This window comes from Nonomuraea sp. NPDC000554 (assembly GCF_040300065.1).
Classification (GTDB): domain Bacteria; phylum Actinomycetota; class Actinomycetes; order Streptosporangiales; family Streptosporangiaceae; genus Nonomuraea.
In genome coordinates this window covers 162,747-177,900 of record NZ_JBEPDC010000004.1, presented here as the reverse complement: position 1 = coordinate 177,900, position 15,154 = coordinate 162,747, and the positions used below count along the sequence as shown (strand labels likewise).

At 72.2% G+C, this 15,154-nt stretch carries 11 protein-coding genes; 10 read left to right on the top strand and 1 reads right to left on the bottom strand.

The genetic code is table 11. The features are described 5' to 3' along the window. Positions 1-39: 39 nt before the first annotated feature. The 7 genes from ABT294_RS09675 (at position 40) to ABT294_RS09645 (ending at position 8,533) form a co-directional block, all read left to right on the top strand. Positions 40-1,059 carry a dihydroxyacetone kinase subunit DhaK gene (locus ABT294_RS09675; RefSeq protein WP_350804764.1) on the top strand — a complete coding sequence of 340 codons (1,020 nt, stop codon included), beginning with the start codon at positions 40-42 and terminating at the stop codon, positions 1,057-1,059. Then, positions 1,056-1,733, top strand: coding sequence for a DAK2 domain-containing protein (locus tag ABT294_RS09670; RefSeq protein WP_350804763.1), 678 nt, complete (start codon positions 1,056-1,058; stop codon positions 1,731-1,733). The genes ABT294_RS09675 and ABT294_RS09670 overlap by 4 nt, the downstream gene beginning before the upstream one ends. 184 nt (positions 1,734-1,917) lie before the next feature. Next, complete coding sequence (locus ABT294_RS09665; RefSeq protein WP_350804762.1) at positions 1,918-2,610, top strand: EthD domain-containing protein; 693 nt, start codon at positions 1,918-1,920, stop codon at positions 2,608-2,610. Then, complete coding sequence (locus ABT294_RS09660; protein ID WP_350804761.1) at positions 2,610-4,103, top strand: GMC family oxidoreductase; 1,494 nt, start codon at positions 2,610-2,612, stop codon at positions 4,101-4,103. The genes ABT294_RS09665 and ABT294_RS09660 overlap by 1 nt, the downstream gene beginning before the upstream one ends. Before the next feature lie 10 nt (positions 4,104-4,113). Beyond that, entirely contained in the window at positions 4,114-5,703 is a 1,590-nt protein-coding gene (locus ABT294_RS09655; RefSeq protein WP_350804759.1) for a GMC family oxidoreductase, read from the top strand. 359 nt (positions 5,704-6,062) lie between these two features. After that, the gene (locus ABT294_RS09650) at positions 6,063-7,151 is read left to right on the top strand and encodes an IS701 family transposase (protein ID WP_502911998.1); all 1,089 of its coding nucleotides are present in this window, start codon (positions 6,063-6,065) and stop codon (positions 7,149-7,151) included. Continuing rightward, the gene (locus tag ABT294_RS09645) at positions 7,130-8,533 is read left to right on the top strand and encodes a sensor histidine kinase (RefSeq protein ID WP_350804758.1); all 1,404 of its coding nucleotides are present in this window, start codon (positions 7,130-7,132) and stop codon (positions 8,531-8,533) included. The genes ABT294_RS09650 and ABT294_RS09645 overlap by 22 nt, the downstream gene beginning before the upstream one ends. Here the strand turns inward: ABT294_RS09645 and ABT294_RS09640 are convergent. After that, complete coding sequence (locus ABT294_RS09640; protein ID WP_350804756.1) at positions 8,515-10,143, bottom strand: NAD(P)/FAD-dependent oxidoreductase; 1,629 nt, start codon at positions 10,141-10,143, stop codon at positions 8,515-8,517. The genes ABT294_RS09645 and ABT294_RS09640 overlap by 19 nt on opposite strands. Before the next feature lie 190 nt (positions 10,144-10,333). Here ABT294_RS09640 and ABT294_RS09635 point away from each other — a divergent pair, with 190 nt between their 5' ends. Genes ABT294_RS09635 through ABT294_RS09625 form a run of 3 tightly spaced genes read left to right on the top strand, consistent with a single transcriptional unit; the run spans position 10,334 to position 15,154 of the window. Next, entirely contained in the window at positions 10,334-11,158 is an 825-nt protein-coding gene (locus ABT294_RS09635) for a type 1 glutamine amidotransferase domain-containing protein (RefSeq protein ID WP_350804755.1), read from the top strand. A gap of 2 nt (positions 11,159-11,160) precedes the next feature. Next, positions 11,161-12,750, top strand: coding sequence for a thiamine pyrophosphate-binding protein (locus ABT294_RS09630; RefSeq protein WP_350804754.1), 1,590 nt, complete (start codon positions 11,161-11,163; stop codon positions 12,748-12,750). A gap of 10 nt (positions 12,751-12,760) precedes the next feature. Beyond that, positions 12,761-15,154: an AGE family epimerase/isomerase gene (locus tag ABT294_RS09625; protein ID WP_350804753.1), complete on the top strand. Its 2,394-nt coding sequence runs from the start codon at positions 12,761-12,763 to the stop codon at positions 15,152-15,154.

Below are 15,154 nucleotides of genomic sequence, written 5' to 3'. Positions count from 1 at the left end.
CGAGGCACTCGGGGGAGTGTCCGCCAAGGAGGCGATCCGATGAGTCTGTTCCTCGCCGAAGGCGACCCGGTCGCGCTCGCGCTGCGCGGCTTCGCCGAGGCCCACGCCGATCTCGTCGAGCTGAACGAGAACCCCGCCTTCCTGCGGGCCCGCGACCGTGACCCGAGGCGGGCGGTCGGGCTGGTGTCCGGCGGCGGGTCCGGGCACGAACCGCTGCACGCCGGCTTCCTCGGACGCGGCATGCTCGACGCGGTGGCGCCCGGCCAGGTGTTCGCGTCACCGCACAACCGGCAGGTGCTGGAAGCCAGCCGCGCCGCCGCCGGCCCCGGCGGAGTGATCCACATCGTGAAGAACTACACCGGCGACCGGATCAACTTCGGCATCGCCGCCGAGCGGCTGCGGCACGAGGGCATCGAGGTCCGCCGCGTGCTGGTCGATGATGACCTGGCCACCGAGAGCGCGGAGACCGCGACCGGGCGCCGGGGCACCGGCGCGACCGTCATCGTGGAGAAGCTGCTCGGAGCCGCCGCCGACGAGGGGCTCGGGCTCGACGAGCTGGCCGGGCTCGGCGCCCGGTTCGCCGCCGCCTCGCGCAGCCTGGCGGTGGCCGCGCGGGCGCAGACCTCGCCGCAGACCGGTGAGCCCTCGTTCGAGCTGGGGCCCGACGAGCTGGAGTACGGCGTCGGCATCCACGGCGAGCGCGCCGCCAAGACGATCGCCAGGCCGCCCCTGGACGAGCTGGTCGGCCGGATGCTCGACGAGCTGGCAGCCGGCCTGCCGCCGGGCTCCGACGACGTGCTGGTCCTGGTCAACGGGCTGGGCGGCACCACGCTGCTGGAGCTGTACGGGGTCTTCGCCGAGGTGACGGCCGGGCTCGCGCGGCGCGGGCTGGACGTGCGGGGCTCGCTGGTGGGCACCTTCGTCCCCGCTCTCGACATGGCCGGCTTCTCGGTGACCCTCACCAGGCTCGCCCCCGGCTGGCACCGGTGGTGGCGCGCTCCCGCCATCACCCCGGCCTTCCCGTACAGGAACTCCGACACACCCCAGGAGACGCCATGACCGCCTCCCCCGTACTGCGCCGCTACGCCGCGGACGTCACCGACGCGCACGCCGAGCTGACCCGGCTCGACCAGCTCACCGGCGACGGCGACTTCGGCGACAACCTGCGATCCGGGCTGCGCCGAGTGGTGGAGGAGCTCGACAGGTCGGGCACGTCCGGGCACGGCTTCGACGTGGCGGGCCGGGTGTTCCTCGACGACGTCGGCGGCACCAGCGGGCCGCTGTTCGGCCTGCTGTTCACGGAGCTGGCCACCGCCCTCGACGCCCCGCCCGACGCCCTGCCCGACGCCCTGCCCGACGCCCTGCCCGACACTGTGGCGGACGGCGGGCGCGGCGGCGAGTACGGCGAGTACGACGTGCGGCGCTGGGCGGAGGGGGCCGCGGCCGGGCTGGCGGCCATCCAGCGGGTCGGCGAGGCCCAGGTGGGCGACCGTACCCTGGTCGACGCGCTCGCCCCGGCCGTCGCCGCGCTGCAGGAGGGCGGCCCCGGAGCGTTCTCCCGCGCGGCCGCCGCCGCCGAGGAGGGCGCCCGCGCCACAGCCGGCCTGCGCGCCCGGCTCGGCCGGGCCAGCTACGTCGGCGACCGCGCCCGCGGCGTCGAGGACCCCGGCGCGGTCGGCGTCGCCCTGCTGTTCCGCGCGCTGGCGGAGGTCGCCGAGCCCGGCGGGGGATGACCTGCCCGGAGGGGCGGACCGGGTTCGGGGGGTGACCTGCCGGGAGGGGCGGGCCGGGCCCGGGGACCTGGACAAGTGTCGGGCCGACTTGACTTTGTCAGCGCGACGCTCGGGCCCGTCCTTCTCGTGCGCCGTCCCCGCTCCTAGCGTCGGTTCCACGTCGGCAGGGACGGAGGAACGCACGGTGATCCATCAACTCATCTTCGCGGCCCCCAAGCCGGGAATGTCCGAAGAGGAATTCCAGCAGTACTGGCTGAACGTGCACGCCACCACGTACGCCAGCAAGATTCCGCAGATCAGGAGATACCTGATCGACACCAGGATCCCGTTCTGGCCCGACGAGGGCGAGCCGCTGTGGAGCGGCGTGGCGGAGATCTGGCTGCGTGACGAGAAGGAGCAGCTCGAGTCCCTGCAGACGCCGGAGTTCCTCGACGGCGCGCGGATGGACGAGCCGCGCTGGGCGGCGTTCTGGCGCACGGTGGTGCTGGACACCGACGCGCACGAGCTGGTCCCCGGCCCCGAGGAGGGGCCGCAGGAGGCCGTGAAACTGATCGTGTTGACGAAGCGCCGCGAGGGGCTGCCGCTGGCGGAGTTCCGCAGCCGCAGCCTCGGCGCCCACGCCGACCTGGTCAGGCAGGTGCCGGGGCTGCGCCGCTACCTCCAGTGCCACACGAGGGACGGCGCGTACGGCATCGGCGAGGCGGTGCTGGACGCCGCCAACCTGCTCTGGTTCGACGACAGGCAGGCGCTGGCCGAGGCGCTGGAGTCGCCGGAGTTCGCCAAGGTCCGGGCCGATCTGGGGACGTTCGTCGAGCCCAGGTACATCCACCGGATGGTCGTCCAGGAGCACTGGGTGATCGGGCCGGAGAGCCGCTGATGTCCGGCTACGACTACGTGGTGGTGGGGGCGGGCGCCGCGGGCGCGGTGGTCGCGGCCCGGCTGGTCGAGCGCACCCAGGCGAGCGTGTTGCTGCTGGAGGTCGGCGGGCCCGCCGACAGGCAGGCGATCCGCAGGACCGACATCCCGTCCATGGCCTCGCTGTGGGGTGACCCGGACGTCACCTGGACGTACGCCACCGAGCCGCAGCCGGGCCTGCACGGCAGGTCCATCCGGCTCCCGCAGGGCAGAACGCTGGGCGGCGGCACCTCGGTGAACGCGATGCTGTACGTCAGGGGCCGCCGCCGCGACTTCGACCGCTGGGCCGAGGCAGGCAACGAGGGCTGGTCGTACGACGAGGTGCTGCCCTGCTTCAAGCGCGCCGAGGACTACGAGGACGGCGCCGACCACTACCGGGGCTCGGGCGGGCCGTTGCAGGTGGTGCGTTTCGCCAAGCCGTCGGAGGTGTCGCAGGCGTTCGTCCGCGGGGCGCGCGAGCTGGGCTACCCGGGCGGCGACGACTGGGACTACAACGGCCCCCGCCAGGAGGGCGCGTTCTACTACCAGTCGTCCAGGACGAAGGACAACGAGCGGTCGAGCACCTCGGTCGGCTACCTCGAACCCCTGCTCGGGCACCCCCGGCTCACGGTCGTGACGGGCGCTGCCGCCACCCGCGTGCTGCTGGACGGCACGACGGCGAAGGGGGTCGAGTACGTCCGCGACGGCGTCACGCACCGGGCGGAGGCCGCCGCGGAGGTGATCCTGTCGGCCGGCGCGCTGGCCACGCCCAAGCTGCTGATGCTGTCGGGCATCGGCCCGGCAGGGCAGCTGCGCGAGCACGGCCTGGCGCCCGTGGTGGACCTGCCGGGGGTCGGCGCGAACCTACACGACCACCTGCTGCTCGGCGTGGCCTACGCCGCGTCGGCCGAGGTGCCCATGCCCGAGCTGCTCGCGGAGGCGGGCCTGTTCCCTCCGGACGACTCCGACCTGCAGCTGCTGTTCGGTCCGGTGCAGTTCGTCGAGGAGGAGTACCGGATCGACGGCCCGGTCTTCACCTTCGCGCCCGTCCTCATCCAGCCGCGCAGCCGGGGCGCCGTCACGCTGCGCTCGGCCTCGCCGGCCGACCTGCCGCGGGTGGACCCCCGCTACCTGGAGGCGGAGGCGGACCTGGAGGCGCTCGTCCGCGGCATCGACCTGTCGAGGGAGCTGGCGCACACCGCGGCGATGACCCCGTTCCACGAGCGCGAGACCGCGCCCGGCGCGGGCGTGGACCTGCGCGAGTACGTGCGGGCCACGGCGACCACGGTCTGGCACCCGGTGGGCACCTGCCGGATGGGCCGCGACTCCATGGCGGTGGTCGATCCGGCGCTGCGCGTGCACGGCGTGGACCGGTTGCGCGTGGCCGACGCGTCGATCATGCCGACCATCCCCTCGGGCAACACCGCCGCCGCCACGACCATGATCGGCGAGCGGGCGGCCGACCTGATCGCGTGAGGAGCCGACCGTGGCAGACAGCTACAGGTACATCGTCATCGGCGCGGGCGCGGCGGGCTCGGTGCTCGCCGCCAGGCTCAGCGAGGACCCCGACGCCGCCGTGCTCCTGCTGGAGGCCGGCGACGCCCAGGTGACGGACGCGGTCAGGACCCCGCACCGGTGGAACGAGGTGCTGCTCACCGAGCTGGACTGGGCGTACATGAGCGAGCCGCAGCCCGGCCTGGACGGCACCAGGGTCTACTCGGCGGCGGGCCGCGGCCTGGGCGGCACGTCGAACGTCTACCACATGATGCACACCAGGGGCCGTCCGCAGGACTACGACACCTGGGCCTACCAGGGCTGCCCCGGCTGGTCCTTCGAGGACGTGCTCCCGTACCTGCAGAGGCTGGAGGACCAGCGCGACGACCACAACCCGCTCGCGGGCAAGGGCGGCCCGATGACCGTCGCCGACGCGGCGGACACCGGCAACCCGGTCTCGCAGACGTTCATCGACGCGTGCGTGGAGCTGGGCCACCCGCGTCTGGACGACTTCAACGCCGGGCTGTTCGGCGCGGGCTGGCACCACGTCAACATCAGGGACGGCGTGCGCTGGGGCGCCCGCGAGGCCTACCTGGACCCCGCGCTCGACCGGCCGAACCTCACCGTCCGGGTCGCCGCCCTGGCGAGCCGCCTGCTGTTCGACGGCTCCCGGTGCACCGGCGTCGAGTACCTGCACGAGGGCCGCACGCACACCGCGCTGGCCGAGGCCGAGGTCGTGCTGTGCGCGGGCGCGATCCAGTCGCCGAAGCTGCTGCTGCTCTCGGGGCTCGGCCCGGCGGAGCAGCTGGCCGAGGCGGGGGTTCCCGTCCGGCTGGAGCTGCGGGGGGTGGGGGCGAACTTCCACGACCACCCGCTGGTCATCGGGCCCATCGGGTACATGGCCAAGCCCGGCGACGACCCGCGCGGCCAGGTGACGGAGGCGGCGCTGTTCTGCGGGTCGCAGGACGGCCTGCCGGTTCCCGACCTGGAGATCTGCCTGGTGCACCGGGCGCCGTGGGGGGAGAGGTTCTTCGCCAACGTCATCCGCAGGGTGCAGACGGGCCAGCCGGTCGCGCCGGTGCAGGAGCTGGTGGATCCGCACGTGATCCTCAGCCTGTCGGGCCTGGTGCACCCGGTCTCGCGCGGCTGGGTGCGGCTGGCGGGCCCCGACCCGACGGCCTATCCCCGGGTCAACGCCAACTACTTCGGCGACCCCGTGGACCTGGAGCGGACGGTCACCGTGGTCGAGATCGCCAGGGACATCTACCGCACCAGGGCCTTCACCGGCGAGTGGGGGCTGACGGAGGTCGCGCCCGGCCCCGACGTGGCGACCCGCGACCAGCTCCGCGACTGGGTGAAGGCCAACACCGGGTCGTACTACCACTTCGCCGGTTCCTGCCGGATGGGCACCGACGAGCAGGCGGTGGTGGACCCCCGGCTGCGGGTGCGCGGCGTCGAGGGGCTGCGCGTGGCGGACGCGTCGATCATGCCGTCGCTGGTGACGGCCCACCCGCACACCACGGTCGTGATGATCGCCGAACGAGCGGCCGACTTCATCAGGGAGGACGCCGCAGCCCGCTGAACCGCCCAGCGCACGGCCGCCGCAGCGCGCTGAACCGCCCAGCGCACGGCCGCCGCAGCACGCTGAACAGGCCAGCGCACAGCCGCCGCCGCAGCGCGCTGAACGGCGCAGCGGCCGGCCGCCGGCCCGCTGTCAGGCCGGGCCGCTCGGCTCGAACGCGCCGGCCGTGCCCGCCAAGGCCCTCAGGAGCCGCCCCCACCGGGGCGGCTCCTTTCGTTGGAACGCCTCTGGCCTGCGCGTTAACCGGATCGTCAAAAATAGAAGTGGCGGTGCCACGATAAGCTGTTTCTGTCACTCGGCCGCCACTTCTGGATAATTGCCATAAAGGGGGAAATTTCTGGATATCTAGGGGCGGCCATATGTCCATATACACGGAGCTTAATTCGCGGGAAAGGTGGCTCCCGCCTTTCTGCGAAGATCTCTTCTCCTCTTTCCTCCGTTCGGACCAGCGCCGCTGGGGTGAGGTCTACGTACAGGGCCTGGTCTCCGTACCGGGACGCAAATCCATCCGCCGCATCTCCGACCACGTCGTCGGCAAGCCCGTCGACCAGTGCCTGCAGCAGTTCGTCAACCAGAGCCCCTGGGACTGGGGGCCGGTGCGGCAGCGCCTGGCACAGCGGCTCGTCGAGGAGATCCAGCCGAGGGCGTGGGTGCTCGAAGAGGTGGTCTTCCCGAAGAACGGCTGCAACTCCGTGGGCGTGGCGCGGCAGTTCGTCCACTCCGCCGGACGTCTGATCAACTGCCAGGTCGGGCTGGCCGTGGTGCTGGTCGGCGAGCACGGCGGCTGCCCGGTGAACTGGCGGCTGCTCCTTCCCCGCTCCTGGGACGAGGACGGCAACCGCCGGAGCAGGGCCCGGCTGCCCGCCGATGAGCGCAGCCGTCCCCGCTGGCGGCACCTGCTGGAAGCCATCGACGAGATGGTCATCGACTGGGGGCTGCCACCGGCGCCCGTCGTCGTGGACGCCAGGGCGATGAAGGGCGTCGAACCGCTGCTCGGCGGGCTGGCCGAACGCGGGCTGCCCTACCTGGTGCGCGTCGCGCAGAACGCGCTGCCGTCCATCGGGCCGGGCCTCCCCGCCCGTCCCATGCTGGAGCCCGCCAGGCCCCGGCTGCACGCCGTCCCCGGACGTGGCGGCGTCCCCCAGCCGTACCGCCGGCACGCCGTGGCGGAACGGCCCGTCAGCCGGCCGGGCTCGCGGCCGATCTGGCTGACCGACCTCGGCCGGTCCAGGCTCCCCGACCTGGCGGGGCTGGTGGGCCTGCGCAACAGGGCGGTGGCCGAGCTGGCCACGGCCGCGGCCGAGTCGGGGCTGCAGCACTTCGAGGGCCGGTCCTTCCAGGGCTGGCACCACCATGTCACGCTGGTGTCCGTCGCGCACGCCTACCGGCTGCTGCGCAGGATGGACGGGGAGAGCGCGGAGGAACTGTGCCTGCGCCGTCATGGGTGATCAGCCGTCTGTGCGGCATCGAGCTGTTCTCCGACCTCTCCCGCGAACAGCTCGACTGGCTGACCCAGGTCGGCCGGTTCCGCGAGCTCGCGGACGGCGACCCGCTCTTCCGCGAGGGCGAGCGGGCCGACGCCTTCTACGTCCTGCTGGACGGCGAGATCGTGATCTCCAAGTTGCTCCACGGCCGGCACCAGGTCCTCGCCAGGCACTTCGGCAACCGCCTCGACCAGCCGTTCACCGGCGAGCTGCCGCTGCTGGCCGGGAGTGAGTACCTGGCCAGCGCGGTGGCCGTCGGCCGGGCGCAGGTCATGGTCTACGACCGGGCCACCTTCTTCGACATGCTGGTGCGCTGCCCCCAGGTGTGCAGGGTGCTGCTGCCGGTGCTGGCCGAGCGCATCACCGCCATGGAACGCCAGGCCGGGCGCAGCCGCATGCTGCAGGGGCTGGGCCTGCTGGCGGCGGGGCTCGCGCACGAGCTGAACAACCCGGCCGCCGCGTCGGTGCGGGCGACGAGCGAGTTGCGCGCCATCCTGCCGGACCTCACGGCGGCCACGCTGCGCTGGGGACGCGCCTGCGACGAGCCGGAACGGCTGCTCGTCGACCAGGTCCGGGAGCGGCTCGCCCCGAGGCTGCCGCAGGACCCGCTCGACGCCGCGGACGCCGTCGACGCCGTCACCGACTGGCTGGACGAGCACGGCCTCGACCAGGCCGACGACCTCGGCGAGGTGCTCGCGGAACACGGCGCGGACCCCGCCCTGCTCGACGAGCTGGCCGCCGGGCTGCGCCAGGACACGCTGGCCCCGGCGGTGGACTACCTGGTCAGAGCGCTGCGCGCCGGAGCGCTGGCCGAGGACGCCGCCGAGGCGGGCAAGCGCGTCGTCGAGCTGGTCAAGCACACCTCCGCCTACACCAACCTGGACCGCGCCCCCGAACGCGACGTGGACCTGCGCGACGGGCTGGAAGCCACGCTCACCCTGATGGCGCCCAGGCTGCGCGGCGTCAGGGTGCGCCGCGACTACGCCGTCCTGCCGCCGGTCAAGGCGTTCCCGGGCGAGCTCAACCAGGTCTGGACGAACCTGATCGGCAACGCCGCCGACGCCATGGGCGGCGTGGGAGAGCTGGCGATCAGCACCAGGCGCGAGGGCGACCACGCGGTGGTGGAGTTCCGCGACAACGGCCCCGGCATCCCCGCCGACGTGCTGCCGATGGTGTTTCAGCCGTTCTTCACCACCAAGGACGTCGGCAAGGGCACCGGCCTCGGGCTGCACATCAGCATGGACATCGTGGCCGACAGGCACGGCGGCACCATGGAGGTGACGTCCGAGCCCGGCGACACCCGCTTCGTCGTCAGGCTGCCGCTCGCTCAGCTCTCCGAGCGGTAGCGGTGGATCATCGTGACCGCCATCGCGCCCTCGCCGACGCTGGAGGCGAGCCGTTTCACCGAGCCGGCCCGCGCGTCGCCGGCGGCGAACACGCCCGGCAGGCTGGTCTCCAGCAGCAGCGGCTCGCGCGGCAGGTCCCATGCGGGCAGGTCGGCGGCCGGGCCGAGGTCGGGGCCTGTCAGCAGGAAGCCGTTGCCGTCGCGGCGCACCACGCCGTCGAGCCACTCCGTGCGCGGCTCCGCGCCGATGAAGGTGAAGACGTGCTCGGCGTCCTCGGTGGTGAGCCTGCCGGTCGTGGCGTCGTGCAGGGTGATGCGCTTCAGCCGGTCGGAGCCGTCGGCGCCGACCAGCGTCGTGTACGGCCTGACAGTGATGTTCGGGGCGGCGGCGATCTCGTCCACCAGGTAGCCCGACATGCTCCGCGCCAGGCCGTCGGCGCGTACCAGCATGGTCACGTGGCTGGCGTGCCGGGAGAAGTGCAGCGCCGCCTGGCCGGCCGAGTTGGCGCCGCCGACGATCCACACGTGCCGGCCGACGCACGACTCGGTCTCGCCGATGGTCGCGCCGTAGTAGATGCCCGCGCCCTCGAAACGCTCGGCGCCCTCGGCGTCCAGGCTGCGGTAGGACAGGCCGGTCGAGAGCAGCACGGTGGCCGCGGTGATCTCCCTGCCGTCGGACAGGGCGAGCACGCACGCCCGGCCCGCCCGGCGCAGGCCGAGCGCCTCGACCGGGGCGAGCAGGTCGGCGCCGAACCTGCGGGCCTGGGTCACCGCCCTGCCGGTCAGGTCGACGCCGGAGATGCCGGACGGAAAGCCCAGGTAGTTCTCGATCCTGCTGGTGGTGCCCGCCTGCCCGCCCGGCACGTACGCCTCGACCAGCAGCGTGCTCATCCCCTCGGACGACGCGTAGACGGCGGCGGCCAGCCCGGACGGCCCGCCGCCGACGATCGCCACGTCGTAGTGCGGGTGGCTGATCTGCACGCTCAGGCCCAGCGCGTCGACCAGCTCCCCGTGGCTCGGACGCACCAGCCGGTGCCCCTCGGGCAGCAGCACCACGGGCAGCTCGCTCTCGCCCGCCTCCGCCTCCTGGAACCGGAACGGCAGCCGGTGGCGGGTGAGCAGGTCGCGCAGCCGGTGCGTGGCCGGCGCGAACGGATGCCCGATGACGCGGATGCCCTGGTAGGGCGGCTCGTAGCCGGACTCCCAGTCGGCGAGCAGCTCGTCGAGCACCGGGTAGAGCCGTTCCTCGGGCGGCTCCCACGGCTTGACCAGGTAGTGGTCCAGCCGGACGTCGTTGATCGCGGCGATGGCGACGCTGGTGTCGGCGTAGGCCGTCAGCAGCACCCGCCGGGCCGTGGGGAAGCGCTGGGAGACGCCGGCCAGGAACTCGATCCCGGTCAGCTCCGGCATCCGCTGGTCGGACAGGACCAGCGCGACCTCCTCCTCGCGTTCCACCAGCGAGTCGAGCAGGCGCGTGGCCTCGACCGGGGATCCCGACGCGAGCACCCGGTAGCGATCGCGGTAGTGGCGCGTGAGGTCGCGCCTGATCGCGCGCAGCACATGGTCGTCGTCGTCCACGGCCAGCAGGACCGGGCGGTGCGGCTCGGACATCGCGACCCTCTCAGATCGGCGCTGAATGGCGTGGCTGCTCCTTATTCTGGCGCGCATTTCCAGAACCGTGACCCGGCACCTGACGAAGTGCCGGACGATTTCACCGACTTGACGGAATGGGATCGGCGGCCTTGTCGGCGGACGACGGCACTTGTTTGAATCCTGACGTGTCTATCGACGGGAGAGCCCGATGGCGCGGAACATTCTCATTATTCTTTCGGAGTTCGGATATTGGGGCGAGGAACTCCTGGGGCCGTTGACGGCTTTCGACAGGCAGGGCTACCGGAGCGTCATCGCCACTCCGACCGGCAAGCGGCCGCAGGCGCTGCCGCCCAGCCTCGACCCCGGCTACGTCGACCCGCCGCTCGGCCGCTCGGTGACCACGCCCGAGGTCGCGGTCGCGGCCCGGCAGGTGGACGAGTCCGACCGGCTGGACCACCCGCTCAGCCTGGCCGACTGGATTCCGGAACGCCCCTACAACAGCGCCGACGGCTACCTCAGGAAGGTCGAGGCCTACTACCGGGAGCTCGGCCGGCTCGACGGCGACATCGCCACGTACGACGCCCTGGTCATCGTGGGCGGCAGCGGCCCGATCGTGGACCTCGCCAACAACGGCAGGGTGCACGACCTGATCCTCGCGTTCGTCCGCGCGGACAAGCCCGTCCTCGCCGAGTGCTACGGCATCGCCTGCCTGGCCTTCGCCCGCGACTGGGAGGACCGCGCCAGCATCATCTGGGGCAAGCACGTGACGGGCCACTGCAAGGAGTACGACTACAAGGACGGCACCGGCTTCGTCGGAGTGGACTTCAACATGGGGCCGCCGCCGTACCCGCTGGAGTACATCCTGCGCGACGCCACCGGGCCCGACGGCCGCTACCACGGCAACGTCGGCAAGGAGACCTCGGTGATCGTCGACTACCCGTTCGTCACCGGCCGCTCCACGCCCGACTCCTTCCTGTCGGGCGAGAAGCTGGTCGAGGTGCTCGAATCCGGCCTGCGGCGCTACGGCTGGTGACCATGTCCGCGCGCCCCGCCAAGAACGCGATCTTCGAGCAGTTCGCGGCCGACGGCATCTCGCTCATGTTCGGCAACCCCGGCACCGTGGAGCAGGGCTTCCTGGACGTCCTGGAGGACCAGCCGGGCTTCCGCTACGTCCTCGCCCTCCAGGAGGCCGTCGCGGTCGGCCTGGCGGACGGCTACGCCAGGGCGACCGGCGGCCCCGGGCTGGTCCAGCTGCACAGCGGCGTCGGCCTGGGCAACGGGATCGGCATGCTCTACCAGGCCAGGCGCGGCCACTCGCCGCTCGTGGTGATCGCGGGCGAGGCCGGCGTCCGCTACGACGCGATGGACGCCCAGATGGCCGCCGACCTGGTCGCGATGGCCCGCCCGGTGACCAAGTACGCGACCAGGGTGACCCACCCGGGCTCGGTGCTGCGGGTGCTGCGCCGCGCGGTCAAGACCGCGATGACGCCGCCGCGCGGGCCGGTGTTCGTGGCGCTGCCCATGGACGTCCTGGACGAGGAGACGTCCGAGCCGGCGGTGCCCAGCACGCTCCCCAGCCGGGCGACGCTGCCCGTGGCGGCGGACCTCGACCGCGCCGCGGCGGCGCTGCGCGGCGCGAAGCGGCCCGTCGTGCTGATGGGCGACGGCGTGTCGGTGTCGGGCGCGCAGGCGGAGCTGGCCAGGGTGGCCGAGGCGCTCGGCGCCCCCGTGTGGGGAGTCGACTCGTCCGAGCTGAACCTCGACACCACCCACCCGCTCTACCGCGGGCAGCTCGGCCACATGTTCGGCGAGCACAGCGCCGCCCAGCTCAAGGACGCCGACGCCGTGCTGATCGTCGGGACGTACGTCTTCCCCGAGGTGTTTCCGCTGCTGGACAGCCCCTTCCCGGCCGGCGCCCCGGTCATCCACATCGACCTGGACGACTACGAGATCGCCAAGAACTTCCCCGTGGACGTCGCCCTCGTCGCCGACCCCAAGCCGACCCTCGCCGCGCTGGCCGACCGGCTCGGCCCGGCGAAGCCCCTCCCGGAGCGTCCGCCGGGCGAGGCGTACGGCGACTCGATGATGGACCTGTTCGCGGCCGAGCTCGCCCGGCGCGCGCCGGACGGGCTGGTCGTCTTCGACGAGGCGCTGACCTCGTCACCCGCCCTGGTCAGGCAGCTCCCCCCGCGGCTGCCCGGCAGCTACTTCCTGACCAGGGGCGGCTCGCTCGGCGTCGGCATCCCCGGCGCGATCGGCATCAAGCTCGCCCGCCCGGAGGCAGAGGTGGTGGCCTTCACCGGCGACGGCGGGAGCATGTACACCTTCCAGGCGCTGTGGACCGCCGTCAGGTACGGGGTGGCCGCCCGGTTCGTGATCTGTGACAACCGCCGCTACCAACTGCTCGACGACAACCTCGAGCAGTACTGGCGGGAGCGCGGCATCGCCTCCCACCCACACCCGGAAGGCTTCGACCTGTCGCACCCCGAGATCGACTTCGTCAGGTTGGCCAGGGGACTCGGGGTCCCCGCCGTCAAGGTCGCCAAGCCCTCCCAGGTGGAGGCCGCGGTCCGGCGCATGCTGGCCGAGCCGGGGCCGTTCCTTGTCGATCTCGTGACGACGTGAGAGGTGCACCGTGAGTGAGAAGCGACTGGCCGGCCGTACGGTCGCCATCCTGATGGAGAGCGACTTCGTCGAGCCGGAGCTGCACTACTACCAGCGGCGCTTCACCGAGGAGGGGGCGCGGGTGGAGTTCCTCACCCGCCTCTGGGGGCAGGACTCGCTCACCTTCCACGGCCACGAGTTCCAGCAGCCGTTCACCGTGACCGGCGACCTGGAGAACGTGGACCTCGACCGGATCGACGTGCTGATCGTGCCGTCCGGCATGGTGTCGGACCGGCTGCGTTACACCGAGGACGTGCAGGAACCGGCCCCCGCGGTGCGGCTGCTGAAGGACGCCTTCGCCGACCCGCGCATCATCAAGGGCATCATCTGCCACGGCCTGTGGCTGGCCTCCCCGATCGCCGAGGTCGTCAAGGGACGCCGGGTGACCTGCCACAACAACCTGATCGGGGACGTGCGCAACATGGGCGCCGTCTACACCGACCAGGACGTCGTGGTGGACCGCGACCTGGTGACGGGACGCACCGCCGACCACTGCCACGAGTTCGCCCGGATGATCATCGACCTGCTGGCGGCGGGCACGCCCAACGCCGGCGCGCGGCCCGACTTCACCTTCTCCGACCTGGTGGCCGGCTACGTCACCGGGTTCGAGGCCGGGGTGATCGGCCTGCGGACCAACGACGGCCGGTCCGTCCAGGTGCGGCTCACCTCGACCACGTCCGCCGAGTTCGTGCGCAACCTGGCGGAGCCGTACATCGACGCGTCCGGGCACCTGGACCAGCTCCTCACGCCCGGCAGCTACCTGTTCGCGCACGGGATCTTCTATCCGGAGAACGGCGCGTACACCTTCGAGGCCAAGGCGCTGACCTTCCTCGGCAAGGCGCCCGGGGAGTACACCTTCGAGCAGCCCGACTGGTGGGTGCGGCAGATCCGCGAACTGGGCAGGTTCTACCGCAAGGCGCAGTTCGGGCAGGACGGCCCGATCGACTACGCGTCCTACCGGACCATGCTGCGGCTCGGCGGCGAGAAGAGCGACCAGCAGGTGCAGGAGACCGACACCATCTCCCGGATGGTGTACGGCATGTCCTCGGCCTACATGCTCACCGGAGAGGAGGACTTCCTGGAGGTGGCCCAGCAGGGCGCCGCCTACCTGCGCGAGCACATGCGCTTCGTCGACCGCGACGAGGACGTCGTCTACTGGTACCACGGCATCGAGGTGCGCGACGGGGCCGAGCGGAAGCTGTTCACGTCCGAGTTCGGCGACGACTACGACGCCATCCCGATGTACGAGCAGATCTACGCGCTGGCCGGGCCCACCCAGCTCTACCGGCTGACCGGCGACCCGCGCATCGCCGCCGACATCGACGGCACGCTGCGGCTGTTCCAGAGGTTCTTCCGCGACCCCGAGCTGGGCGGGTACTACTCGCACATCGACCCGATCCTGCTCAGCCCGCACCACGAGTCGCTGGGCCCCAACAGGTCGAGGAAGAACTGGAACTCGGTCGGCGACCACGCGCCCGCGTACCTCATCAACCTGTTCCTGGCCACCGGCGACGAGCGGCACGCCGCCATGCTGGAGGAGACGTTCGACCTGATCGTCAAGCACATGCCCAGGAACGACAGCCCGTACGTGCAGGAACGCTTCCACGCCGACTGGACGCCCGACACCTCCTGGCACTGGCAGCAGAACAGGGCCGTCGTCGGGCACAACCTGAAGATCGCCTGGAACCTGATGCGGATGATGTCCATCCGTCCCAAGGACCGCTACCGGGGGCTCGCCACCGAGATCGGCGAGAAGATGCCCGCCCTCGGCAGCGACCCGCAGCGCGGCGGCTGGTACGACGTGGTGGAGCGCACGCTCGCCCCCGGCCAGAGCATCCACCGCTTCGTCTGGCACGACAGGAAGGCGTGGTGGCAGCAGGAGCAGGCGATCCTCGCCTACCAGATCCTGGCCGGGCTCACCGGGGAGAACGAGTTCCTGCGCAGGGCCAGGGAGTCGGCCGCGTTCTACAACGCGTTCTTCCTGGACCACGACGAGGGCGGCGTCTACTTCAACGTGCTCGCCGACGGCCACCCGTACCTGCTCGGCACCGAGCGGTTCAAGGGCAGCCACTCGATGAGCATGTGCCACGCGGCCGAGCTGTGCTTCCTCGCCACCGTCTACCAGCGGCTGCTGATCGACAAGGAGCCGCTGACGCTGTGGTTCAAGCCCCGCCCCGACGGCTTCGTCGACCGGGTGCTGCGCGTCGCCCCCGACGCGCTGCCGCCCGGCCGGGTCCGGCTGGAGTGGGTGGAGGTGGACGGCTCGCCGTACCAGCTCTTCGACGCGGCCGCGATGACCGTGAAGCTGCCCGACTCCGCGGCACCGCTCACGGTGCGCGCGCACCTCGCGCCGGTGGAGGAATGA